Origin of the sequence: Knoellia tibetensis (assembly GCF_048606415.1) — a bacterium.
Classification (GTDB): domain Bacteria; phylum Actinomycetota; class Actinomycetes; order Actinomycetales; family Dermatophilaceae; genus Knoellia; species Knoellia tibetensis.
Map to the genome: position 1 here is coordinate 1,693,119 of NZ_JBMBWF010000001.1, position 23,020 is coordinate 1,716,138.

The following is a 23,020-nucleotide window of genomic DNA, read 5'->3' on the forward strand; positions in this document are numbered from 1 at the left end:
CTCAGGCCTTCTTGGACGCGCGCTTCCGCGTCGACGCGGTGCCCGAGGTCGGGCCACCGGGCGAGCCGGTGGCGCCCGAGCCGGACGACGGACCGGCCGCCGCGGCCTCGCGGCCCTTGGACGCGGCCTTGGCGGCGCTCTGGGTCGGCTTCTCCTTGGCGGCCGCCTTGGCCTTGGCGGTCACGGCAGACTTCGGTCCGGCCTGGGCCTCGGCGCGCAGCTTGTCACCCTCGTCGGTCGTCATGACCTGGTGCCCGCCGAACTGGCCGCGCAGCGCGGCGACGGCCTGCATCGTCGGCGAGGACTCCTGGCGCGAGGCGAAGCGGGCGAAGAGCGAGGCCGAGATGACCGGCATGGGCACGGCGTTGGCGATGCCCTCCTCGACGGTCCACCGGCCCTCGCCGGAGTCGGCGGTGTAGTCGGAGACGTCGTCGAGCTCGGGGTTCTCCTCGAGCGCCTTGACCATGAGGTCGAGCAGCCAGGAGCGGACGACGGTGCCGCGGCTCCACGCCTTGAACGACCCGGGGACGTCCTTGACGATGTCCTTCTTGGCGAGCAGCTCGTAGCCCTCGGCGTAGGCGTGCATGAGGCCGTACTCGATGCCGTTGTGCACCATCTTGACGTAGTGCCCCGCGCCGATGTCGCCGGCGTGGACGAAGCCCTCGTCGCGCGGGCCCTCGGGCCGCAGCGCGTCGAAGATCGGCATGGCCTTGGCGACGTTGGCCTTGCTGCCACCGACCATCAGGCCGTAGCCGTTCTCGAGGCCCCAGATGCCGCCGGACACGCCGCAGTCGAGGTAACCGATGCCCTTGTCCTTGAGCAGCTTCTCGTTCTCGATGTCGTCGGTGAAGCGGCTGTTCCCGCCGTCGATGACGAGGTCGCCCCTGTCGAGGAGGTCGGCGAGCTTGGCGACCGTCTCACGGGTCGGGGCGCCGTGCGGGACCATGACCCAGACGACGCGGGGGGCATCGAGCTTCTTGACGAGGGCCGCGAGGGTCCGCACGTCCGACACGTCCGGGTTGCGGTCGTAGCCCACGACCTCGTGGCCGGCGCGGCGGATGCGCTCGCGCATGTTGCCGCCCATCTTGCCCAGGCCGATGAGTCCGAGTTGCATTGCCAACCCCTTCAGGTGGGAGACGGTCGAGTGTTCGTCAGGCTACGCCCGCTCAGCTGGCGAAGCGCACCGGCATGATGACGTAGCGGTAGCTCGTGTCCGCCTCGCCGTCGGCCTCGGCCTGCCCGCTGAGGACGGCGGGACGCGAGGGCTGGGTGAACGAGAGCCGGCTGAAGTCGGTGCCGACGGCGCCCAGCCCGTCGAGGAGGAAGCCGGGGTTGAAGGCGACCTCGATGTCCGGACCCTGGAGGGTGGCCTCGACGGCCTCGCTCGCCTGGGCATCCTCGCCCGTGCCCGCCTCGATCGCGACCTGGCCCTCGGTGAAGCGCAGCCGCACCGGGGTGTTGCGCTCGGCGACGAGCGCGACGCGCTTGACCGCCTCGACGAGCTCGGCGGTGTTGATGACGGCCTCGGTCTCGGACGTCGACGGGAAGATCGAGCTCACCTTGGGGTACTCGCCGTCGAGCAGGCGGGTCGTCGTGCGGCGCGAGCCGGCCTCGAAGCCGACGAGGCCGTCGCCACCGGCGGCCGAGCCGAGCGCGACGTCGATCGAGCCGCTCGCGCCGAGCGAGCGGGCGGTGTCGGCGAGGGTGCGGGCCGGGACGAGCACGACGTGGCTCGCGGCGCTGTCGGCGGGGTTCCACGTGAGCTCGCGCATCGCGAGGCGGTAGCGGTCGGTTGCGAGGAGCGTCATCTTGTCGCCCTCGATCTCGACGCGCACGCCGGTGAGGATCGGCAGGGTGTCACCGCGGTCGGCCGCGACCGACACCTGGCTGACGGCCTGGGTGAAGACGTGGCCGTCGATCGAGCCGCTGGGCTCGGGCGAGGTCGGCAGCGTCGGGTAGTCGTCCGAGGGCATCTGGAGCAGGCTGAAGCGGCTCGAGCCACACGTCACCTGGACCTTGGAGCCCTGGACCTCGACGTCGACCGGCTTGTTGGGCAGGTTGCGCGAGATGTCGGCGAGGAGGCGGCCGAGGACGAGCACGGTGCCGGCCTCGCTCACCTCCGCGGGAACGGTGAGCCGCGCCGAGACCTCGTAGTCGAACGCCGAGAGCGTCACGGTGCCCTCGTCGCTGGCCTCGAGGAGGATGCCCGCGAGCACCGGGACCGGCGGTCGCGCCGGCAGTCCGCGCGCCACCCAGGTGACCGCCTCGGCCAGGACTTCACGCTCGACGCGGAACTTCACGGCATACCGACCTCACTGTGTGGGTGCCTCGCGGCGACCGACGGAAATGACAAGAAGGCCGCGCACGCCGGGGAGCCCGGGCGCGCGGGAACCATGACATTAGTGCACGAACGAGCGCACGGTCACCCGTGCCGGGAATTGTCGTTCGAGGGGGCTCGGGTCGCAGGGGTCCACAAGCAGGTTCTCGGGGCAGGACAGGAGATTGAGGGATCTCGCCAGGGTTGTAGGAGGTGTGGATCCTGTGGACAGACCCCTGTTCGTGCAGGTCAGCGCCCCGTGGTCCCCGTGGACGAACCGTGGACCGCGTGTGGAGCGCGCCCGGTCGCCTGTGCACGCCCCGTATGCCGTCCGCCCCCGTCCACGACCGCGTCACCTGTCGTCCACCCCGCCGGGGCGGTTGTCCACAGTTGTCCACAGGTCTTGGGGATGGGAGGGGCCCAGCACCGTCCCCAGCGTCGTCCACAGAGGCGGTTGTCCACAGAGTTGTTCACAACCCGTGGATGGCGCGTGCTCGCGACGCTGTGGACGGCCGAAGGTGACGAAAGGATGAAGAGCGACCCACAGCTGTGGACTGGCCTGTGGACGAAGCCCGTCCTGTGGACGACAGGGTCAGCGGGACTGCTGCTTGATCCGGTTCGTCAGCTCGGTGACCTGGTTGTAGATCGCCCGGCGTTCGGCCATGAGCTGGCGGATCTTCTTGTCCGCGTGCATGACGGTCGTGTGGTCGCGCCCGCCGAACTGCTGGCCGATCTTGGGCAGCGAGAGGTCGGTGAGCTCACGACACAGGTACATCGCGATCTGGCGCGCGGTGACGAGCACGCGCGAGCGTGACTGGCCCTGGAGGTCCTCGAGGGTGAGCCCGAAGTAGGCGGCCGTCTGCGCCATGATCGTCGCGCTCGTGATCTGGTTCGAGCTGTCGTGCGGGATGAGGTCCTTGAGCACGATCTCGGCGAGCGAGATGTCGACCGGTTGCCGGTTGAGGCTGGCGAAGGCCGTGACCCGGATGAGGGCGCCCTCGAGCTCGCGGATGTTCGTCGTGATCCGCGAGGCGATGAACTCGAGGACGTCGTCCGGGACGCTGAGCCGCTCCTGGGCCGCCTTCTTGCGCAGGATCGCGATGCGGGTCTCGAGGTCGGGCGGCTGGACGTCGGTCATGAGCCCCCACTCGAACCGGCTGCGCATCCGCTCCTCGAAGCCGCTGAGGAGCTTCGGCGGCAGGTCGCTCGTGATGACGACCTGCTTGTTGGCGTTGTGGAGGGTGTTGAACGTGTGGAAGAACTCCTCCTGGGTCTGGACCTTGCCCTGGAGGAACTGGATGTCGTCGATGAGGAGGACGTCGACGTCGCGGTAGCGCCGCTGGAAGTTGGCCGCCTTGTCGTCGCGGATGCTGTTGATGAAGTCGTTGGTGAACTCCTCGGAGTTCACGTAGCGCACCTTGACGTGGGGGAAGAGGTTGCGGGCGTAGTGCCCGATGGCGTGGAGCAGGTGGGTCTTGCCCAGCCCGGACTCCCCATAGATGAAGAGCGGGTTGTAGGCCCTGGCCGGCGTCTCGGCGACCGCGAGGGCGGCGGCGTTGGCGAACCGGTTGCTCGCGCCGATGACGAAGGTGTCGAAGGTGTACTTCGGGTTGAGGCGGGTCAGCTCGACCTGCTCGGGGACGGTGGCGCCGGGGCGCGGTCGCAGCGCGCCGGGCGAGCGGGTCTGCGGGGTGGCGCGGTCGGGGCGCGAGCCGTGGTCGTCGTCGTCGGCCAGGGCGATCCCGTCGAGCTCGGCGCGACGCTCGGCCCGGCGACCGTCGCCGTCACCGGTTCCGTGGCCACCGGTGGGGGTGACGCGTTCCGGCGGGACGCCGTTGGCGAGACCCGCGTGGTCGTTCGGGTGGTCGCCGGCGTGCGCCGGGACCGGCTCCTGCGACACGGGCGCGTCGTGGCCGGACCCGTCGACCGCGTGCGTGGGCGGGTCCTGGACCGGGATGTCCCCGAGGCTCTGGTCCACCGTGACGGCCAGCCGGACCGTGTGGCCGAGCTGCTGGCTCAGGGTGTCGGTGACCCGGTCGCGCAGGCGGGTCTCGACGATGTCCTTGGTGAAGTCGTTGGGCACCGCGATGAGCACGGTGTCGTCGAGCAGGCCGACGAGCTTGGCCAGGGACAGGAAGGCGCGCTGCTGGACGGGAATCCCGTCCGAGTCCAGCGCGTCGAGAGTCGTGCGCCAGATCTGGTCCATCCCCGCGTCCGGCACCTGTGACCACTCAACCTTTCGACGTCCCTCACGTGTCCACAGAGTTGTCCACAGACTGTGGGTATGCGGGGTGACGCTAACAAGGGGTGACCCCCGCGGCAAGCCGTCGTGGCGCAGTCTCGCGGTCCAGGAGGGCGAGGAGCGGCGTGTCGAACCCAGGTCGAGGCACGCGAGGTGGGACATTAGCCGGTTCGACGCACGGGCGTGGGCGGTTTCGGTGAGTTTGACCCGGAGGATTGCTCTCCCGTACCGTTGACAAGCCTGTTGTGGCGGCCGTCGACGCCTGCCCGCAGCCCCGATCCAGCACCACCCCGACAGCCCCAGATCCAGCGCGTTCGACGCGTGGGTCGTCTCGTGAAGAGAGATGTGACGTGAGCAAGCGTACGTTCCAGCCCAACAACCGCCGCCGGGCCAAGACGCACGGCTTCCGCCTGCGCATGCGGACCCGCGCCGGCCGCGCCATCCTGGCTGCCCGTCGCCGCAAGGGTCGCGCCGAGCTCTCGGCCTGAGGCTTCGGTGCTGCCGGCGCCGAACCGACTGCGCTCGCGGTCGGACTTCGCGTCGGCGATCCGCGCCCCCGGTGCGACGCGAGCGGGATCGAGGATCCTCGTGGTGCACGCCAACGTGACCGACTCTCGTGCGGGACTCCCGCCGCGGGTCGGTTTCGTCGTGTCCAGGGCCGTCGGCAACGCCGTCGTCCGCAACCGGACCAAGCGCCGGCTGCGCGCCGTCGTCGCGAGCCGGCTGGACGGCATACCGGCCGGTTGTGACGTCGTCGTACGCGCCCAGCCGGCAGCCGCGACAGCGACGTTCGCTCAGCTCTCGGATGCGCTGATTCCGTTGGTGCACAAGGCAATTGGTCGTCTGGAGGTCGCCGGATGACGCTGGGACAGGTCGCCGCCAAGCCGCTCGTGTGGCTCGTGCGCGCCTACCAGCTCGTCATCTCGCCGCTGACCCCGCCCAGCTGCCGCTACTACCCCTCCTGCTCCGCGTATGCCGTGACCGCCCTGAGCCGTCACGGCCTGTTCCGGGGAACCTGGCTGGCCGCCCGCCGGTTGGGCAGGTGCCACCCCTGGTCGGCCGGCGGGGTCGACCATGTCCCGCCGCTGCCGGGGCAGCCCGATGACGGCGAGCTCATCGCCCGCCACATCCCCCACGAGACCACCACCTGACCCACGCCTCGCGTGGGCCCATCCCCGGCGACGACGCCGGACCGACTGAAGGACAGCATGGGAGACTTCTTCAACAGCCTGCTCTACCCGATCGAGCTTCTCGTCGCGTGGATCATGTACGGCTTCCACCAGGCGTTCACCAGCCTGGGACTCGACCCGGCGTCCGGCCTCGCCTGGGGTCTGTCGATCATCGGCCTCGTCATCGTCATGCGGGCGGCGATGATCCCGCTGTTCGTCAAGCAGATCAACGCCTCGCGCAAGATGCAGATGATCCAGCCCGAGCTGCAGAAGATCCAGAAGAAGTACAAGGGCAAGACCGATCCCGAGTCCCGCCAGGCGATGACCCAGGAGACGATGGCGCTCTACCGGCAGGAGGGGACGAACCCGTTCTCCTCGTGCCTGCCGATCCTCGTGCAGTCGCCGTTCTTCTTCGGTCTCTTCCGGGTGCTCAACGGACTCGACGAGATCGGTGCGGGCACCAAGGAGAAGATCGGCCCGATCACCCAGCAGGTCGCCTCGCAGGCCGAGCAGGCCACCCTCTTCGGGGCCCAGCTCTCCGACACCTTCCTCGGCGCGGACAACACGGCCACCTACGTCGTCACGATCGTGCTCATCATCCTCATGTCGGCGACGACGTTCACGACGCAGCGACAGCTCATGACGAAGAACATGCCGGCGTCGGCGCTCGACAACCCGTTCGCCAAGCAGCAGAAGCTCATCATGTACGTCATGCCGGTGGTCTTCGCCGTCTCCGGCATCAACTTCCCGATCGGTGTCCTGCTCTACTGGTTCACGACCAACGTGTGGTCGATGACCCAGCAGTTCTACGTCATCCGCAAGATGCCGGCGCCCGGGTCGGCTGCCGAGAAGGCGCTGCACGAGCGCCTCGCCAAGCGTGGCAAGCCCATCCCCGGCGAGGCCGAGCGCAAGGCGGCCGAGGAGGCGGCGGCCGCCGAGGCCGCGGCGAGGATCGGCCAGCGCACCCAGCCCAAGGGCAAGAAGCGCGCCAAGAAGAAGGGTGGGCAGGGGTCCGTCACGCCGAAGACCTCGCCGACCGACAACTGAACCATTTCGGCTGCATCAGGTCTCTGACCTGCGACGATGCGGCTCCGGACCGGCCGACGCAGACGTCGGCCGCCACGAGAGGAACACCCATGAGTGACGTCACCGACCAGGCCGTCGAGGCCGACGAGGTCCAGACCGCCGACGCGACCGACGCCGTCGACGTGCCCACCGCGGAGACCGCCGCCGCCCCCGCTGCCCCGGCCGACCTCGAGAAGGAGGGAGAGGTCGCTGCCGACTTCCTCGAGAGCCTGCTCGACATCTGCGACCTCGACGGAGACATCGACGTCGACATCGACGGTGACCGCGCCGCCGTGGCGATCGTCGACTCCGAGGAGGGACGCGTCCCGCGCCGACTCGTCGGTGACAACGGCAAGGTGCTCGACGCCCTCCAGGAGCTGACCCGCCTCGCGGTCCAGTCCGCGACCGGCCACCGAAGCCGCCTCATGCTCGACGTCGCCGGCCACCGTTCGGGCCGTCGCGCGGAGCTCATCGAGATCGCCCGCGAGGCGATCGCCTCGGTCAAGGAGACCGGCGAGAAGTCCTCGCTCGAGCCGATGACCGCCTTCGAGCGCAAGGTCGTCCACGACGAGGTCCTCGCCGCCGGCCTCTCCTCCGAGTCCGAGGGCGTGGAGCCGCGGCGTCACGTCGTCGTCCTGCCCGCGTGAGCGACGTTCCACGTGAAACGGTGACCCCGGTGGACGACACCACACCTGCCTTTCCCACAGCCGCACCCTCGGGTGCGGCTGCGGTGTTCGGGGACCGTATGCCGTCCGCCGTCCGCTTCGTCGAGATCCTCGCCGACACGGGCGTGACCCACGGGCTCATCGGCCCGAGGGAGGTGCCGCGGCTGTGGGAGCGTCACGTCCTCAACTGCGCTGTCATCGAGGACGCCTTCCCGCAGGACGCCAAGCTCGTCGACGTGGGGTCGGGAGCCGGCCTGCCCGGTGTGGCCCTCGCGATCGCCCGGCCCGACCTCGACGTCCATCTCGTCGAGCCGATGCAGCGGCGGACCGACTGGCTCACCACGACGGTGACCGACCTCGGGCTCGACAACGTCACGGTCCACCGCGGCCGCGCCGAGGAGCTCGTCGGGGTGGTCAGTGCCCCGTGGGTCACGGCGCGCGCGGTCGCACGCACGGCGAAGCTCGCACGGTGGTGCGTACCCCTGCTCGACGGTCGTGGCACCGTCGTCGCGATGAAGGGTCGGTCCGCGCAGGAGGAGCTCGACGCCGACCGTCGCGACCTGACCAAGCTCGGTCTCGTCGACGCGATCGTCACCGAGCACGGTGGGTCGGTGCTCGCCGAGCCGGCGCTCACACTCGACCTCACCTTCGAGCCGAAGCTGCGCCAAGGATCGTCGGGCGAGAAGTCCCGCACGAAACGCTGATCGACCGTTTCGCCGGCTCGAGGCCCCGGTTCCCCGTGTGGGGGTCGGGGCCTCGTCATGTGAGGCGTCTCTGCCCGGAACCGACCTCGTCGATCGTCAGAGCTGGATGCAGCGGGACCGAGGAAGGCCGGAAGAGGCGGAGCCCGGGTTTCGACGGCGGCCGGCTTCCAAGCACTCATGCCGGGCGTGGGCTGGCTGGCTTGGCACGAGCTGTGACGCAGTCCTGAACGCCCAGGGAATCGAAAGCGGCCGCCGGTGCGGGGCCGGGTGGTGCGGCGACCCGAGCGCGAGCTCGGTTCGAGTTGCGTCGAGGACAATCTGAGTCGTGTTTCACGTGAAACACGTGCCGGGCCGCGTCGGGGGCAATGTGCCCCGGGCGGCCACATGGTGCGCAATCGAGCCGGTCGGGCTGGCGCGACCGGGTCGTGCACTCGCCAGCTGAGTGCTGCTGATCGGATGTCAGGACCGCGGCATGGGTCGTCGCTGGGGGTGGGTCGTGGGCGGCTGGGGGGGTCGACTCCCATGTGGAGCCATCGAGGGCTACCGCAGCGAGTCGCACGTGACGCAGGCGGGTGCAGCGCCGCACACTCCATACGGGCGTGCCCCAGGCTGACCTCGCGTCCCGGCAGACTCGTCGTCGGCGTCCCGAACCGGGCGTGCCCACCCTTGCCGTGGTGTTGAAGGAGTCGTCAGCCGCCGGGTGGGGGTGCACGTCGTTGGAAGAGGCTTCTGGACCTTCAGCATCGACGCGGCTGCTGTCGTGGCCCGCGGATGAGTTGGTCCCGTGGGAGCACCGGAACGGTGGGGGGCTGGAGCGACCGTGTGGCCATGGCCGGAGCGGGTTTCACGTGAAACACTTACCGCTCGGGACACCGGATCCTCTCCGCACCTGCTCACGACACCTGGGAGACGGGTGTCCGGTCATGCGCCGGTCGTCGCGACAACGCGATGGGGTTCAGCTTCGAGGCGAGGGCACTTTCTGTGGTAGGGAGGAAAGGGGTTCTCGGGTCGGATCCTCCGCGCTGGCACGCCGTCGACGGTGTCCTGGCCACAGGTCGGCAGCGCTTCTCGTCGTCCATGCGCCGGCGGTGTCCCGACCCTGTCCTCATGATGGCCGAGCGAATGGCGAGGCAGCGCGTTTCACGTGGAACATTGCGCCGTCAGCGCAATCAGTCGGAGGCGCGCCGGTCGGTTTGGCGTGTCGAGGGGGGCCGGGGTTGGATTGGGTGTCCCCGACCAACGACCGTGAGGTGGATCCCGACGATGGCAGTCGAGACCGAACGCCGTGTGACCCCAGGGCTGGGCTTCCCGGCGCTTCCCGGCTCCGAGACCGCACCGCTGGGTTGGCCCGGCGAGGACGGCGTCGACCGCGGTGTTTCACGTGGAACGTCGCCCGGTTCGACTGCTGACTCATTCGCGACCGACATCATTGACGCCGCGTCGTCAGGGCTGCCCACTGAGTCGACTTTCGCGGTGACGAGCGCGGCCATCGACGGCGAGAGGAGTGACCCACCTGCGGACTCAACGCCCGTGACGGACGGCGCCCCGCAAGCGAGCGCTGGCGTGACCGCGCACCATGCCGCGTCGGCTGATGTTTCACGTGAAACAGGGGAGTCGGGCGCCGTGGATGCCATGCCAAGCGAGTCGGAGAAGGCCGAGGACGCGCTCGCCAACGTCTCGCGCGACGCCCACGAGGACGTTGCCGACCTGCCGACCGTCGGCGACGACACCCCCCTCGCGAAGGCCGTCGCCGAGGACGCACGCAAGCGGATCACGCTCGCCGGTCGTGAGCTGCCCCGCCCGGCAGAGACGCGGGTGCTCACGGTCGCGAACCAGAAGGGTGGGGTCGGCAAGACGACGACGACCGTCAACGTCGCCGCTGCGCTCGCTCAGGCGGGGTCCACGGTGCTCGTCATCGACCTCGACCCCCAGGGCAACGCCAGCACCGCCCTCGGGATCGAGCACCACTCCGAGGTCGCGAGCATCTACGACGTCCTCGTCGACGGCGATCCGTTGTCCAAGGTCGTCCAGCAATGTCCCGACATCCCCAACCTCCTCTGCGCCCCGGCGACGATCGATCTCGCCGGTGCCGAGATCGAGCTCGTCTCCCTCGTCGCCCGTGAGACGCGTCTCCAGAAGGCCGTCACCGCCTACCGGAAGGAGCTGGCGGAGCGCGGTGAGAGCCTCGACTACGTCTTCGTCGACTGCCCGCCCAGTCTGGGGCTGCTCACGGTCAACGCCTTCGTCGCCGCGAGCGAGGTCTTCATCCCGATCCAGTGCGAGTACTACGCGCTCGAGGGTCTGTCGCAGCTGCTCCGCAACATCGAGCTCATCCGTGACCACCTCAACCCGGAGCTCCACGTGTCGACGATCCTCCTGACGATGTACGACGGGCGCACGCGCCTGTCGGCCCAGGTCGCCGAGGAGGTCCGGACGCACTTCCCGGACCAGACCCTCCGGGCGACCGTGCCGCGGTCGGTGCGCATCTCCGAGGCGCCGAGCCATGGACAGACCGTCATGACCTACGACCCCAACAGCAGTGGCGCTCTCTCCTACCTCGAGGCCGCCTCCGAGATGGCCGCGCAGAACGCCGCCGAGAACAGCGAGGACCGTTCATGAGTGACAAGCGACGCGCCCTGGGCCGCGGCCTCGGAGCCCTCATCCCCCCGGGCGGGGGTGCGAGCACGACCCGGCCGACGGACGTCTTCTTCAAGGAGCGCACGGACGCACCCTCACCGGCCGGATCGGTTGACACCCGGGAGCGCCCGGCGGACACCTCGGCACCGACCGAGAACACCAGCCCGAGCGTCCCGTCGCCGGTCGACCTGCCCGCATCGTCGCAGGTCAGCGCCCAGAACGGCTCCTCCGACGCAGCGTCGCAGTCATCAGCGGCCCCCACCCCGACCGCCTCCGACGAGCCCGACCTCGTGGCCGTCCCCGGCGCCCAGTTCGCCGAGGTTGCGCTCGACGCGATCCGCCCGAACCCGCGCCAGCCCCGCACCGTCTTCGACGAGGACGACCTCGCCGAGCTCGTGCACAGCATCCGCGAGATCGGCGTCCTGCAGCCGGTCGTCGTGCGGCGCATCCCGTCGGACGCGACCGACGTGCCCGAGGGCGTCGAGTTCGAGCTCATCATGGGCGAACGCCGGTGGCGGGCCAGCCGCGAGGCCGGCAAGGACTCGGTCCCGGCGATCATCAAGGCCACGGAGGACGACGACCTCCTGCGGGACGCCCTCCTGGAGAACCTTCACCGCAGCCAGCTCAACGCGCTCGAGGAGGCGGCGGCCTACCAGCAGCTGCTCGATGACTTCGGTTGCACCCAGGAGGAGCTCGCCGGGCGCATTGGACGGTCGCGCCCACAGATCAGCAACACGCTGCGCCTGCTCAAGCTGCCCCCGATGGTGGCCCGCCGGGTCGCCGCCGGGGTCCTGTCCGCCGGCCATGCGCGTGCGCTCCTCGGGGTCGGGGACGGCGCTGCCATGGAGCGGCTCGCGCAGCGGATCGTCGCCGAGGGCCTGTCCGTCCGGTCGGTCGAGGAGATCGTCGCGATGGGCGTCGAGGACGAGAAGCCGGCGAGGCGCCGTCCCCGCGCCGGTGGTCGCCACCCGCAGCTCGACGACATCGCGGCCGACCTGTCCGACCGGCTCGAGACGCGGGTCGGCATCGCCCTCGGCAAGAACCGGGGGAAGGTGACGATCGACTTCGCCTCGGTCGAGGACCTCAACCGGATCCTCGACGCGATGAACCTCCGCGCCGACCGCTGAGACCCCGCCTCGCCTCGGCGAATTCCGTTGTGGGACAGGCGGATTGATGCACTGACGACGAAGCCCCGGTCCGAGTGGACCGGGGCTTCGTCGTCGGTGATGTGGTCAGGCGAGGAAGGGCTCGAGCTCGCGCAGCAGGGCCGGCTTCGGCTTGGCGCCGACGATCGTCTTGACGATCTCGCCGTCCTTGTAGACGTGCATCGTCGGGATCGAGGTGATGCCGAGCCTGCCGGTGATGGCCGGGTTCTCGTCGGTGTTGAGCTTCACGACGTCGAGCTTGTCGGAGTGGTCGCGCGCGATCTCCTCGAGGACAGGAGCGATCGCCTTGCACGGGCCACACCAGGGTGCCCAGAAGTCGACGAGGGTGACCTTGGAGTTCTTGACGACGTCGGTGTCGAACGACGCGTCGTCGGTGGTGCGGGTGGCTCCCATGTGGGGGTCCTTCCTGGGATCGGTGATGAGGAGTGGTCGGAGACGCGCGGGACGCGCCGGTGGGTCAGGGGGCGACGACGGCGGCGACGCGGGCGGCCTCGTGGGCCGGAGCGTGGTCCTGCTCGACCGCGGCGAGGAAGCGCTCGGCGTCGAGGGCGGCGGCGCAGCCGGACCCCGCGGCGGTGATGGCCTGGCGGTAGGTGTGGTCGACGAGGTCGCCGCAAGCGAACACGCCGGGAAGGTTGGTCCGCGTCGAGCGGCCCTCGACGAACACATAGCCTTCGGCATCCAGAGCAACGTGGTTGACGTCGTCACTGTTGCGGAGCAGCTCGTTGCGCGGGTCGTGGCCGATCGCGATGAACAGGCCGGTGACGTCGAGCTGGCTCTCGTCGCCGGTGACCGTGTCGCGCAGCGTGACGCCGGTGAGCTTGTCGCCACCGTTGACGCCGACGACCTCGCTGTTCCAGGCGAACCGGATCTTGTCGTTGGTGAGGGCGCGCTCGGCCATGATCTTGGAGGCGCGCAGCTCGTCACGACGGTGCACGATCGTCACCGACCGGGCGAACTTCGTGAGGAAGGTGGCCTCCTCGACGGCGGAGTCGCCACCGCCGACGACGGCGATGTCCTGGTCACGGAAGAAGAAGCCGTCGCACGTCGCACACCACGAGACGCCGTGGCCGGAGAGCCGCTTCTCATCGGGGAGCCCGAGCTCGCGGTAGGCCGAGCCCATCGCGAGGATGACCGAGCGGGCACGCCACGTGCGGCCCTCGCCGTCGACGACCGACTTGATGTCGCCCTCGAGCGAGACCGACGTGATGTCGTCGGTGACGAGCTCGGCGCCGAAGCGCTCGGCCTGGGCCCGCATCTGCTCCATGAGGTCGGGCCCCATGATGCCGTCGCGGAAGCCGGGGAAGTTCTCGACCTCGGTCGTGTTCATCAGTGCGCCACCGGCCGTCACCGCGCCCTCGAAGAGGACCGGCTGGAGGTTGGCTCGAGCGGCGTAGACCGCGGCCGTGTAGCCAGCAGGGCCGGAGCCGATGATGATGACGTTCCTGACGTCACTGTCGTCCTGGCCGAACGCCTTGGCGGGGGAGCTCACGAACACCGTCCCTTGTGTCTGTCATGGGGAACCACCGCTACATGCGGTGGTTCAGGTAGAACCGATCCTAGGCGCTGGGGATTCCCGACACACCGCCCGACCCGCGGTCAGGGCAGGTCGATCGGGCCCGCGAGCACCGACGGGTTGCCGATCGTGCAGTCGCGACCGACCGCGTATGCCGTCCGCCCACCCTGACCGGTCACGACGACGACCGCTGCCGGCTGCCCGTCGAGCAGCGCGAGGTCGACGCGGGCACTTGTCTCCTGCGGCAGGCCGAGGGCGACGAGGCAGGACCGGACGCCGATCTCGGTGCCGATCGGACCGACCGCAGGGGTCTCGGCCGCCAGTGGCCGGACGGGCGTCCCGCCAGTGGGCTGGACGACCTCGCTGCCGAGCCGTGAGGAGGTGTAGCTCCGGTCGGTCATGGTGATGACGACCGGCCCCGGCTCCGCCTGCCGTGCCGACGTGGCACCGGTGGTGAACTCTGGGGCCGCTGCCCCACCGGAGTCAGACGCTCCGCTGTCGCCCCCCGCGCTGCCGGCCGACGAGGACGCACTGTCGTTGCTCGTGGCGAGGAGCCCGAGCTGCCCCGACGCCACCGCGCCGCCACCGAGGAGGACGGCGGCCGCCACCGCCAGACGCGGACCGGTGCGGGCCCACCACGACGGCCGGGTGGCCGCCCCTCCCACGTCGGGACTCGTTCCACGTGAAACGGCCGACAGGGATCCGTGCTCCGTGGTCGTCGCGTCCGGTGCGCGCAGGTCCGCGAGGGAGGACTGGATCCGGGCGACCAGGTCGTCGGGCATCGGCCCCGGGTCCGGGAGGCCGCGGAGCAGCTCGCGCATCCCGGTCGGGTCGGTCTCGTCGTCGTGCAGGCTCACGCGTGCCTCCTCTCCGCGGTGGGGGACGTGGACCCGCGGGCACCGCGGGTGATCGGGGGCATCGGACCCTCTCCTGGGTAGGACGTCATGCGCGCTCCCGAGGTTCCCGGCGTCCGTCGGCGAGGCCGGTGTCGGCGAGGAGCGCCGCCAGTGCCTCGCGACCCCGCGCGCACCTCGACTTCACCGTGCCGACTGCGACCTCGAGGACCTCCGCGGCCTCGGCGACCGGCATACCGTGCATGTCGACGAGGACGAGGGCGAGCCGCTGGTGCTCGGGGAGGGCAGCAAGGGCCGCGCGCACGTCGAGCCCGGTCTCGGCCTCGCCGTGCCGGTCGTGCCGGTCGACGACGTCGAGGTCGGCCACGTCGCCGGCGCGGCGCAGCACGTCGCGCTCGCGGCGGAGCCGGTCGAGGCAGGCGTTGACGACGATCCGGTGCAGCCAGGTCGAGACGGCGGCGTCGCCGCGGTAGGAGCCCGCGCGGCGGAAGGCGTTGACGAAGCCGTCCTGGACGCAGTCGGCGGCGAGCTCGCGGTCGTTCGTCGTGCGGACGGCCACGGCCCAGAGCCGGTCGCGGTGACGCCGGAAGATCTCACCGAAGGCGTCGGGGTCACCCTCGAGGTGCCGGGCCATGAGGGCGCGGTCCGAGGCGTCCTCGAGGCCGTCCATCTCAGTTCGTGACCTCGACCTCGCCGAGCACCGCGCGGTAGCGGCCGTTGTCGTCCTGGGTGAGCCTGGTGAACCAGACGATGACGTACTGGCCCGCCGTGCCGGCCTTGACCGGGAAGGTGACCTTGCCGCTCGCGGAGGCCTTCTCGCCGACCTTGGCCGCACCGCTGAGCGTCTTGTCGCCACCGACGTAGACCTGGACGTCGGCGGTGTTGCCGAGCGTGAGGGCGATGCTGCGGGCGGCGACGTTCGGGCCGAGGTCGACGACGACGCCGACACCCTGCTTGAGGCCACCGAGCGCTGCCGAGCCGTAGCCCTCGGACTGCCAGGCGGTCTCGGGGTTGCCGTCGAAGACCCGCGGAGCGCGAGTGCCGTTCTCGCGCCCGTCGCCCTGGGGGTCGAAGCCGTCGGCGGCGAGGATCTGGAGCTTCTCGCCGCCCGCGCTCGCGGAGGCGCCGGGGGAGGGCGTGCCGCTCGGGTTGCCGCTGGCCTTGGCGGAGGCGCTGGGCGTGCGGCCGGGGACGCCACCGAAGTCGAGGTCGGTGTTGGATCCGATCTTCCTCACGCCGATGATGCCGACGATGAGGGCGAGCACGAGGAAGGCGGCGACGATGCCGAGCGCGAGCTTGGACTCGTCCTTGGTGAGCGGCTCGGCCGGCACGAGCGGGGCGGGCGGCTCGAGCGAGGCGTCGGTGCCCGTGCCGGGACGCACGCGCTCGCCGTCGGCGGTGAGGCCGGGTGCGTTGGGGGCGGTGATGCGCTCGTGGAACCCACGGCGCTCGGCGGCCTTCTCGGCTGCGCGCTCGCCGACCTGACGACCGAGGCTTCCGACGCGCGAGCCCGCGCGGCTCATGGCCCCGGCGACGGCCGCCCCGGCGCCCGCCATGGCCGCTCCCGCAGCGGCAGCCGCCGACGCGGCAGGGCTGGGGCCCTGGTCCTCTCCGTCCTCCCGGTCCTCCGCGTCCGCGCGGCCGGCGGGGACGGCGCGTGCAGCCGACACGTCCCGCGACTCCGCGGGTGCGGGCTTCGGAGCCGGAACGACAGGAAGGACGGCGGTGCTGTCGGGCCCGCCCACGGGCCCGCCCTCGGGCTCGACGTCCGAGTCGTCGCCGGAGTCCTCGTCGGTGCCCACCGGACCCCCGGTCGAGGACGTCGCAGCGACCGGGATGGCCTGGGTCACCTGTGTGCCGACCGCGCTGCGGTCGATGACACGTGTGGGGGAGTCGTCCTCGAAGACCTCGATCTCGTGGGTCGGGTCGTCGTCGGCCGCGACCTCGTCGACGGGCTCGCTCTCCGCAGCATCCGGCAGAACCACGGGGGCTGCGGGCGTCGCAGTCGCGGGGGCCACAGCGTCGGGAGCAGCGGCCGCAGCCGCGGCGAGCGCCGTCGGCACCCGCGGGTCGACCGCACCGGTCGTCGCGATCGTCGAGCGTCCGGCGACCTGTCGCGAGGGCCAGGGGGCGATCTGGCGGGCGAAGTCGCCGGGCGACGTGGGGCCCTGGTCGTCGCCGAGCGTGAGGCGGCACAGCGCATCGAGGTCGCGCGGCACCCCGGCGGCGATCTCGGACGGAGCAGCGACTCCGCCGAGCACGCGGGGGGCAGACCCGAGCGAGGTCTCACTGTCACCGGGCCACAGACCGGTGAGGCCGGCATACGCGAGGGAGACGACACCGATGGCGTCGCGTCGGGAGGCGTCCTCGGACTCGAGGTCGTCGAGCCCGACGATCGCCGCGCTCGTCGCGACACCACGGAGGCGGACCTCGCCGTCCTGGGTGCGCAGGACGTCCTCGGGCCGCAGGTCGAGGTGGTGCAGCCCGCGCTGGCGGGCGGACTCGAGCGCGGTCGCCACCTCGCCGACGATCCGGCGGACCTCGTCGGCGGGAATGCCGCCCTCGTGGACGAGCTGCGCGAGCGAGCGGGAGCCCGAGGTGTCGGCCTCGACGACCCACGCCAGGCCGCGCTCGCGGCCGACGTCGAGGACGCGGTTGAGGCTGGGCGTGTCGAGGCCCGCGGCCCGCCGGGCGGCGTCGAGCACGGCACTCGCGCGGTGGTCGGAGTCGGGCAGGCAGAGCACGACGACGGAGCGCCCCAGCGTGGTGTCGTCGGCGGTCCACCGCTCGCACCCGTGGCGTTGCTCGATCCTGCGCTGGGTGGTGTACCGCCCGTCGAGGGTGGTTCCGGGTCCGACGCCCTCCAACGGGTGCCCCTTCCGCTTGGGTAGTGGCGACCATCCTAGGCGGGCCACCCGGTCGGGCCCGGTTCAGTCTCCGGCGAGCCGCTGCCAGGCCAGACGCGCGATCCGGCGCTCGTTGGGGAAGGTGAGGTGGCGGTGCGCCTCGCGCAGGGGGAACCACGCGACGTCGATCGCCTCGTGGTCGGGGTCGTTCTCGATCGTGAGGTCCCCGCCGACCGCCTCGAGCAGGTAGTGGTGGACGTACTTGTGGATCCGGCGCTCGCCGACCGCGAACCAGTAGTCGATCGTCCCGAGCTCGATGAGCACGTTGCCCTGTATGCCGGTCTCCTCCGCGACCTCTCGGGCGGCGGTCTGCGGGAGCGTCTCGGCTCCCTCGATGTGGCCCTTGGGCAGGCACCACTCGACCCGGCCGGCCCGGTTGCGCCGCGCGATGACGGCGATGCGGGCCTCGCCGTCCTGCACGTCGACCACGACACCGCCGGCCGAGCGCTCCTCGACCGCAGGGAGCCGCCGGGAGACCCGGGGCGGCTCGGCTGCGGCGTGACTCATCTGGTCACTCTAACCACGACGGCCTCGGCGCCACCTCGCGTGCAGAGGGCGGTGGGCGTCACGCCGAGCCTGTGACACAGCGAGAGCCGACGGGCCCGGTCGTATGCTCGCGGCGTGTCACTCGACCTCGACGGCGACCTCTTCGACATCGCCACGTCGCTGGCCGGGCTCCTCGGGGCGCCGGTGACGATCGAGGACCGCGACACCATCGTCATCGCGTTCTCCGGGGGCGACCAGGACGTCGACGACGCACGCATCAGCACGATCCTCGGCCGCCAGGTGCCGCTGAGATATCGCGAGGCCATCGCCGCGACCGGCGTGTTCGACCGGCTCCGGTCCTCGGACGACGTCATCACGGTCGACCTGCCGGCCGAGGAGATGGTGGCGCGCGCCGTCGTCGCCGTCCGGGACGAGGGGGTCCTTGTCGGCTCGATCTGGGCCGCCATCCCCGGCGGACCGAGCCCGGCCCAGGCGGAAACCCTCGTCGCGGCCGCTCCCGTCGTCGCCCGCCGGTTGCGTGCCGAGCGCGACCTCGCCGACCGCGGGCGGCGCGAGCGCACCCACCTCGTCACCACGCTGCTCGCGGGTGGTGACGCCGCCGACGAGGTCGCCGCCGACCACACGATGACCGGCCAGTGGGTGGCGGTGTCGATCCGCGGGCCCGAGGCGGTGCGCCGTGCCGTGGGACCGCTGAGCCTCCACCTGTCGGCCGTGGCTCCGGCGGCGATGTGCGCCGGCATCGACCGTGGGATCCTCGGGGTCCTGGCCGCGGACTCGGCTCGCCGCATCCTCGACGACTTCCTCCGCCGGTTCGGGGGCGGGGACCAGCTCGTCGTCGGGCTGGGGACGGCCGCGGAGGCCGGCAACCTCGCCGAGTCGCGCCTCGTGGCCGACCAGGTCGCCGAGGCCCTGGGCCGGCGGGGGCGCACCGGTGAGGTCGCCGCCCTCGAGGACGTCTTCGCCGACGTCCTCGTCGACCGGCTCGACGGGTTCCTCAAGCGCCACGGCGGGTCCAGCCCGCTCGCCCGCCTGCGCGAGCACGACCGGCTCCACGAGAGCGGGCTCGTCGACGCCGTGCGGGCCTTCCTCGACGCCGGCGAGGTGAGCACGGCCGCCATGGCGCTGACGGTGCACCCCAACACCGTGCGCAACCGTCTCCGCAGGGCGCGGGAGGCGTGCGGGGTGGACGTCGGCGACCCGGCCACCCGGCTGGCGCTCATGGTCGACCTGCGCTCGCGGAGGTGAGTCCCGACGCGGAGCGGGGTGGCCACCACCAGGGCACCGACCTCCCGACCCGCCGTGCGTGGGGTCGTTGGCCGATCGCACAACGGTCTGCACGAAACCGTGGCCGTTCGGGCACGGACCGCGCGTCGCGACCCGACCAGACTCCGGAGTCATGGCACAGCACCCCCAGCACGTGGTCGTCGTCGGCGCCGGCATGGTCGGTCTCTCGACCGCGTGGCACCTCCAGGAGCAGGGCGTCACGGTCACCGTGGTCGACTCCGAGGGCGTGGGCGCCGGCTCGTCGTGGGGCAACGCCGGCTGGCTCGCCCCTGCGCTGACCCTCCCGCTGCCCGAGCCCGCGATCCTCAAGCAGGGCATCCTCGCGACGCTCAGGCCGGACTCGCCGGTCTACGTGCCCCTGCGCGCCGACCGTCGACTCGTCCAGTTCCTCGCCGGCTTCGCGCGTCACAGCACCTCCGGCCAGTGGAACAAGGCCATCGCGGTCTTCAACCTCGCCAACGCGGGTGCGCTCGCGGCCTACGACGAGCTCACCGAGCACGAGGGCACGGGCCGCGTCGAGGAGCCGACGCTCGACGCCGAGCCGTTCCTCGCCGGGTTCGTCAGCGAGGCCGACCGTTCGGTGCTCGTCGAGGAGTTCCGCCACGTCGCCGCGACCGGCGGCCTCACCGACTTCGAGCTGCTCGACCGGGACGACCTGCACACCCTCGCACCGTCGCTCGGCGACGCGGTCACGCACGGCGTCCGCCTCCACGGGCAGCGCTACCTCAACCCGGGCCGCTTCGTGAACGCGCTCGCGGACGCCGTCGTCGCCCGCGGCGCCGAGATCGCCACGGGCCAGCGCGTCACGGACGTGACCCAGCGGGGACCCGAGGTCCGCGTCACCCTCGAGAACGGCGAGTCGCTCGCCGCCGACTCCGTCGTCCTCGCGAACGGCAGCTGGGTCGGGAGGCTCGCGCGAGCACACGGCATACGCAAGGTCGTCCAGGCGGGGCGCGGCTACAGCTTCACGGTCCATCCCGAGCAGGTGCCGACGGGGCCGGTCTACTTTCCCACTCAGCGGGTGGCCTGCACGCCTCTGGGCAAGCCCGAGGAGGGCCTGCGGGTCGCCGGGATGATGGAGTTCCGCAGCCCTGACGACCCGCTGGACCCGCGCCGGGTCACGGCGATCGTCGACGCCGCCACCCCGATGTTCACGGGTGTCGACTGGACGGAGCGCCACGACGAGTGGGTCGGCTCCCGCCCGTGCACCACGGACGGGCTGCCGCTCGTCGGGGCCTCCCGGTCGGACCGCGTGTTCGTCGCCGGTGGGCACGGCATGTGGGGAGTCGCTCTCGGCCCGCTCACCGGCAAGCTCCTTGCGGGCGCGATGACCGGCACGTCCAGCGCCGCCGACCGCACCCTGCTCTCCGCGTTCGACCCGCTGCGCTGACCCCCCGAGGCGGGCCGACACGGCCTGCCCGCCTCGGCCTCGGGCCCAGGGTCCCGCGCAGATCTGGGTACGCAGGCGGGACCCCGGGCCCATGTGCCGCGTGGGGGGCCGACCCTACGGTGAGGCGGTGAGCAGAGGGACCACGACGCAGGGGGACGACATGGGGGCAGCGGACCGGCGGCGGCGCGAGCGGGGAGTCTCGTCGCTGCAGTACGTCGGCCTGCTGCTCCTCGCGGCCGTCGTCGTCTCGTCGGTCGCCTTCGTCCTGTCGGCCGGCGACGTGCGCGCCCAGGCGTGCAAGGCCTACGGGATGATCACGCAGCAGGACCTCGGCTGCGCCGGGGACGACGGCGGGGACGGCGAGGACGAGGCGACCGAACCGACCGAGGACCAGGACTTCGAGCCCGAGAAGTGCAAGATCCACGAGACCGGTGACGAGTACAGCTCGGTCGTCAAGATCGGGTTCATCGAGATCGGCGAGAACGCCGGGTTCGTCGTCACCGAGTACAGCGACGGCACCGTGACGATGATGGCGACGAACGGGTCCGAGATCGGTGCGACGGGCGGCTTCGGCGCCGACGCGGCATACGGGGAGCTCGAGGCCAACGCGAGCGTCGACTTCGGCGGCGGGCTGAAGTTCGACTACGGCAGCACGTGGACGTTCGACTCACAGGAGCAGGCCGACCAGTTCCGCCAGCAGCTCGACGACTACCTCTTCGACCAGTGGTCGCTCACCCACCCCGTGTGCACGCCCATGGGCATGTGCATGCCGCGACCGATCAAGGGGGTCGACCCGCCGCCGGTGCCCTCGACGACCTTCGGTGGCATCGCGCTCACCGGCGACGTCTCGGCCGACCTCGGCATCTCGCTCACCTCGGGAACGACCCCGCTCACCCAGGGCGAGCTGACGACCCAGGGCATCGCCGCCCAGCTCGAGGGGCAGGCTCACTGGACTGTGACCAACGACAACAACAACACCCCGGACGACCCGTCCGACGACACCCGCACCTATGTCACGGACACGACGCTCAACGCCGAGCTCACCGGCCAGATCGGCCTCGCGACCGGTGGCACGGGCTCGATGGTCGGCATGTCCTACTCGGTCAAGAAGGACGCCGACGGCAACATCATCGAGGTCCAGATCGTCTCGACGAGCCAGGTCGACTCGCAGTCGGGTGGCACGGCCGAGGGCGAGGTCAACCAGGGCTCCGGCGACAACCAGAACAGCGGCGGCGGCAGCGTCACCGGCGACACGACCAACGGCGACGTCGTCGTCACGGAGACCACGCTCGCGATCGACCCGGGCGACACCGCGTCGCAGCAGATCGTCCAGGACTGGATGGGCGGCAACGGCGACTTCGACTACCCGGGCCTCATCAAGCTCAACATGATCGACCCGTCGAAGGCCGACCCCAACGACCCGATGTCGATGCTCATGCACAACAACGCGACGAGCAGCACCATCGCCTACGACAACGTCACCGACGTCCAAGGCTTCGCGCTCAACGTGAAGTTCGGTCTGGCCTTCGGTGTGGACTTCTCGATGGAGAGCTCGGAGACGACCGCGACCGAGGCGACCTACCTCGGAGCACCCCGTCCCGACGGCACCCGGCCCGTCCTGGACTACACGGAGTGCGTGTCATGATCGACGCTCGACGGGCCGCACGAGGCCACACACGGGACTGCACAGGGGAGGAGACCCGATGAAGGTCGGAGTTCACGTCGCGCTCGCCGCCGCACTGGTCGGTGCCGCCGGCCTCACGGCCTGCAGCGGAGGGGCGGCCGACAGCGGGGGCGCCTCGCAGGGATGGACCAAGGTCACCATCGGCCAGCTCACCCTCGAGCGCCCGGCCGCCTGGAGCGAGGCCGACCCGAGCGGCGAGACGTGGGACAAGCGCTTCGTCGGCGAGGGCGTGGAGATGCAGGTCTCCGGCGAGTTCAGCGAGGACCCCACGGCGTCGGCGGCCCTCAGCCGTCTCGACCTGCCGGCGATGACCGGGCTCGAGGGCTACGACGGTGGTGGCGCCAAGAAGGTCGAGGTCGAGGGCGCGGACACCGCCATCCGCAGCGACTTCACCTACACCGACGGCGGCCCGCGCAAGGGCGTGTGGCTCATCGTCGGCCAGTACCCCCACCCGCGCACCTCGGCCGTCTCGATCACCGGCGAGAAGCTCGACGAGGCGACCGTCGCCCACATCGTCGACAGCATGACCTGGGAGAAGAAGAGCTCGTGAACGGACGCGTCCTCACGGCCGCCACGGTCGTCGCCGTCGTCGTGGCCGTCGCCGCCTTCCGCATCCTCCTGCTCCTGCCGGTGCTCGCCGTGCCGCTCGCTGGTCTCGCTGGCGGGGTCGTGCTCGGCCTCGCGCTGCGCCCGGACGACTGGTCGGAGGTCGCGACGCCCGGCATCGTCGTCGCCACCGCCGCGACCGTCGCCGCGATGCTCACCCTCGCCAGCGCCGGTGGCTCGCCGGTGGAGCCGCGCTTCCTCGTCGGCTGGCTCGTCTCCCTCGTCCTCGGGGTGGCCGCGTGCTCGGCGGTGGCGAGGACGTTCGGCGCCCTGTCCCCGCGCGGGCTGCGCTGAACGTGAGCCACCGC

General features: G+C 71.2%; 22 protein-coding genes. 13 read left to right on the forward strand and 9 right to left on the reverse strand.

Annotated features, from left to right (window positions below; translation table 11 throughout):
- Window position 1: 1 nt before the first annotated feature.
- The 3 genes from gnd to dnaA form a co-directional block, all read right to left on the reverse strand.
- Window positions 2–1,114 (reverse strand): phosphogluconate dehydrogenase (NAD(+)-dependent, decarboxylating), encoded by a 1,113-nt coding sequence (gene gnd, locus ACOJV7_RS07870; RefSeq protein WP_420189578.1) that lies wholly within the window; start codon window positions 1,112–1,114, stop codon window positions 2–4.
- A 52-nt stretch (window positions 1,115–1,166) separates the two neighbouring features.
- A complete protein-coding gene (gene dnaN, locus ACOJV7_RS07875) occupies window positions 1,167–2,300 on the reverse strand; it encodes a DNA polymerase III subunit beta (protein WP_420189579.1) in 1,134 nt (377 codons plus the stop codon).
- 609 nt (window positions 2,301–2,909) lie between these two features.
- Window positions 2,910–4,523: a chromosomal replication initiator protein DnaA gene (dnaA, locus tag ACOJV7_RS07880; protein ID WP_420189580.1), complete on the reverse strand. Its 1,614-nt coding sequence runs from the start codon at window positions 4,521–4,523 to the stop codon at window positions 2,910–2,912.
- Between the two features lie 386 nt (window positions 4,524–4,909).
- Between dnaA and rpmH the strand changes: the two genes are divergently transcribed.
- The 8 genes from rpmH to ACOJV7_RS07920 all read left to right on the forward strand — a co-directional run bounded on the left by rpmH (window position 4,910) and on the right by ACOJV7_RS07920 (window position 11,926).
- Complete coding sequence (rpmH, locus tag ACOJV7_RS07885) at window positions 4,910–5,047, forward strand: 50S ribosomal protein L34 (protein ID WP_010849920.1); 138 nt, start codon at window positions 4,910–4,912, stop codon at window positions 5,045–5,047.
- 7 nt (window positions 5,048–5,054) lie between these two features.
- On the forward strand, window positions 5,055–5,420 hold the full coding sequence (gene rnpA, locus ACOJV7_RS07890) for a ribonuclease P protein component (protein WP_420189581.1): 366 nt from the start codon (window positions 5,055–5,057) through the stop codon (window positions 5,418–5,420).
- Window positions 5,417–5,710 carry a membrane protein insertion efficiency factor YidD gene (yidD, locus tag ACOJV7_RS07895; RefSeq protein ID WP_420189582.1) on the forward strand — a complete coding sequence of 98 codons (294 nt, stop codon included), beginning with the start codon at window positions 5,417–5,419 and terminating at the stop codon, window positions 5,708–5,710. The genes rnpA and yidD overlap by 4 nt, the downstream gene beginning before the upstream one ends.
- 57 nt (window positions 5,711–5,767) lie before the next feature.
- A complete protein-coding gene (gene yidC, locus ACOJV7_RS07900) occupies window positions 5,768–6,775 on the forward strand; it encodes a membrane protein insertase YidC (protein WP_420189583.1) in 1,008 nt (335 codons plus the stop codon).
- Between the two features lie 89 nt (window positions 6,776–6,864).
- Window positions 6,865–7,440 carry a Jag family protein gene (locus ACOJV7_RS07905; protein WP_420189584.1) on the forward strand — a complete coding sequence of 192 codons (576 nt, stop codon included), beginning with the start codon at window positions 6,865–6,867 and terminating at the stop codon, window positions 7,438–7,440.
- Between the two features lie 98 nt (window positions 7,441–7,538).
- The gene (gene rsmG / locus ACOJV7_RS07910; protein WP_420189585.1) at window positions 7,539–8,162 is read left to right on the forward strand and encodes a 16S rRNA (guanine(527)-N(7))-methyltransferase RsmG; all 624 of its coding nucleotides are present in this window, start codon (window positions 7,539–7,541) and stop codon (window positions 8,160–8,162) included.
- 1,632 nt (window positions 8,163–9,794) lie between these two features.
- On the forward strand, window positions 9,795–10,781 hold the full coding sequence (locus ACOJV7_RS07915; RefSeq protein ID WP_420190388.1) for a ParA family protein: 987 nt from the start codon (window positions 9,795–9,797) through the stop codon (window positions 10,779–10,781).
- A complete protein-coding gene (locus tag ACOJV7_RS07920; protein ID WP_420189586.1) occupies window positions 10,778–11,926 on the forward strand; it encodes a ParB/RepB/Spo0J family partition protein in 1,149 nt (382 codons plus the stop codon). Before ACOJV7_RS07915 ends, ACOJV7_RS07920 begins: the two co-directional genes overlap by 4 nt.
- 105 nt (window positions 11,927–12,031) lie before the next feature.
- On the opposite strand, the gene trxA is transcribed toward ACOJV7_RS07920, so the two are convergent.
- The 6 genes from trxA to ACOJV7_RS07950 form a co-directional block, all read right to left on the reverse strand.
- On the reverse strand, window positions 12,032–12,358 hold the full coding sequence (trxA, locus tag ACOJV7_RS07925; protein ID WP_420189587.1) for a thioredoxin: 327 nt from the start codon (window positions 12,356–12,358) through the stop codon (window positions 12,032–12,034).
- Between the two features lie 64 nt (window positions 12,359–12,422).
- Window positions 12,423–13,463, reverse strand: a complete 1,041-nt coding sequence (gene trxB / locus ACOJV7_RS07930; protein ID WP_420189588.1) for a thioredoxin-disulfide reductase — start codon at window positions 13,461–13,463, stop codon at window positions 12,423–12,425.
- Window positions 13,464–13,564: 101 nt separating this feature from the next.
- Entirely contained in the window at window positions 13,565–14,338 is a 774-nt protein-coding gene (locus tag ACOJV7_RS07935; RefSeq protein WP_420189589.1) for a hypothetical protein, read from the reverse strand.
- Between the two features lie 85 nt (window positions 14,339–14,423).
- Complete coding sequence (gene sigM / locus ACOJV7_RS07940; protein ID WP_420189590.1) at window positions 14,424–15,005, reverse strand: RNA polymerase sigma factor SigM; 582 nt, start codon at window positions 15,003–15,005, stop codon at window positions 14,424–14,426.
- Window position 15,006: 1 nt separating this feature from the next.
- Window positions 15,007–17,202: a protein kinase family protein gene (locus tag ACOJV7_RS07945; RefSeq protein ID WP_420189591.1), complete on the reverse strand. Its 2,196-nt coding sequence runs from the start codon at window positions 17,200–17,202 to the stop codon at window positions 15,007–15,009.
- Between the two features lie 63 nt (window positions 17,203–17,265).
- A complete protein-coding gene (locus ACOJV7_RS07950) occupies window positions 17,266–17,748 on the reverse strand; it encodes an NUDIX hydrolase (RefSeq protein ID WP_420189592.1) in 483 nt (160 codons plus the stop codon).
- A gap of 114 nt (window positions 17,749–17,862) precedes the next feature.
- Between ACOJV7_RS07950 and ACOJV7_RS07955 the strand changes: the two genes are divergently transcribed.
- The 5 genes from ACOJV7_RS07955 (at window position 17,863) to ACOJV7_RS07975 (ending at window position 23,006) form a co-directional block, all read left to right on the forward strand.
- Complete coding sequence (locus ACOJV7_RS07955; protein WP_420189593.1) at window positions 17,863–18,993, forward strand: PucR family transcriptional regulator; 1,131 nt, start codon at window positions 17,863–17,865, stop codon at window positions 18,991–18,993.
- Between the two features lie 151 nt (window positions 18,994–19,144).
- Window positions 19,145–20,422, forward strand: coding sequence for an NAD(P)/FAD-dependent oxidoreductase (locus ACOJV7_RS07960; RefSeq protein WP_420189594.1), 1,278 nt, complete (start codon window positions 19,145–19,147; stop codon window positions 20,420–20,422).
- A gap of 127 nt (window positions 20,423–20,549) precedes the next feature.
- Window positions 20,550–22,067 carry a hypothetical protein gene (locus ACOJV7_RS07965; RefSeq protein WP_420189595.1) on the forward strand — a complete coding sequence of 506 codons (1,518 nt, stop codon included), beginning with the start codon at window positions 20,550–20,552 and terminating at the stop codon, window positions 22,065–22,067.
- A gap of 58 nt (window positions 22,068–22,125) precedes the next feature.
- Entirely contained in the window at window positions 22,126–22,656 is a 531-nt protein-coding gene (locus ACOJV7_RS07970; protein ID WP_420189596.1) for a hypothetical protein, read from the forward strand.
- Window positions 22,653–23,006 (forward strand): hypothetical protein, encoded by a 354-nt coding sequence (locus ACOJV7_RS07975; RefSeq protein ID WP_420189597.1) that lies wholly within the window; start codon window positions 22,653–22,655, stop codon window positions 23,004–23,006. The genes ACOJV7_RS07970 and ACOJV7_RS07975 overlap by 4 nt, the downstream gene beginning before the upstream one ends.
- Window positions 23,007–23,020: the final 14 nt, after the last annotated feature.

Excerpts from the sequence above, each read along its gene's own strand:
- gnd (WP_420189578.1), bottom strand. The coding sequence starts at position 1,114 with ATGCAACTCGGACTCATCGGCCTGGGCAAGATGGGCGGCAACATGCGC.
- dnaA (WP_420189580.1), bottom strand. The coding sequence starts at position 4,523 with ATGGACCAGATCTGGCGCACGACTCTCGACGCGCTGGACTCGGACGGG.
- yidD (WP_420189582.1), top strand. The coding sequence starts at position 5,417 with ATGACGCTGGGACAGGTCGCCGCCAAGCCGCTCGTGTGGCTCGTGCGC.
- yidC (WP_420189583.1), top strand. The coding sequence starts at position 5,768 with ATGGGAGACTTCTTCAACAGCCTGCTCTACCCGATCGAGCTTCTCGTC.
- ACOJV7_RS07905 (WP_420189584.1), top strand. The coding sequence starts at position 6,865 with ATGAGTGACGTCACCGACCAGGCCGTCGAGGCCGACGAGGTCCAGACC.
- rsmG (WP_420189585.1), top strand. The coding sequence starts at position 7,539 with ATGCCGTCCGCCGTCCGCTTCGTCGAGATCCTCGCCGACACGGGCGTG.
- ACOJV7_RS07915 (WP_420190388.1), top strand. The coding sequence starts at position 9,795 with ATGCCAAGCGAGTCGGAGAAGGCCGAGGACGCGCTCGCCAACGTCTCG.
- ACOJV7_RS07920 (WP_420189586.1), top strand. The coding sequence starts at position 10,778 with ATGAGTGACAAGCGACGCGCCCTGGGCCGCGGCCTCGGAGCCCTCATC.
- trxA (WP_420189587.1), bottom strand. The coding sequence starts at position 12,358 with ATGGGAGCCACCCGCACCACCGACGACGCGTCGTTCGACACCGACGTC.
- sigM (WP_420189590.1), bottom strand. The coding sequence starts at position 15,005 with ATGGACGGCCTCGAGGACGCCTCGGACCGCGCCCTCATGGCCCGGCAC.
- ACOJV7_RS07950 (WP_420189592.1), bottom strand. The coding sequence starts at position 17,748 with ATGAGTCACGCCGCAGCCGAGCCGCCCCGGGTCTCCCGGCGGCTCCCT.
- ACOJV7_RS07960 (WP_420189594.1), top strand. The coding sequence starts at position 19,145 with ATGGCACAGCACCCCCAGCACGTGGTCGTCGTCGGCGCCGGCATGGTC.
- ACOJV7_RS07970 (WP_420189596.1), top strand. The coding sequence starts at position 22,126 with ATGAAGGTCGGAGTTCACGTCGCGCTCGCCGCCGCACTGGTCGGTGCC.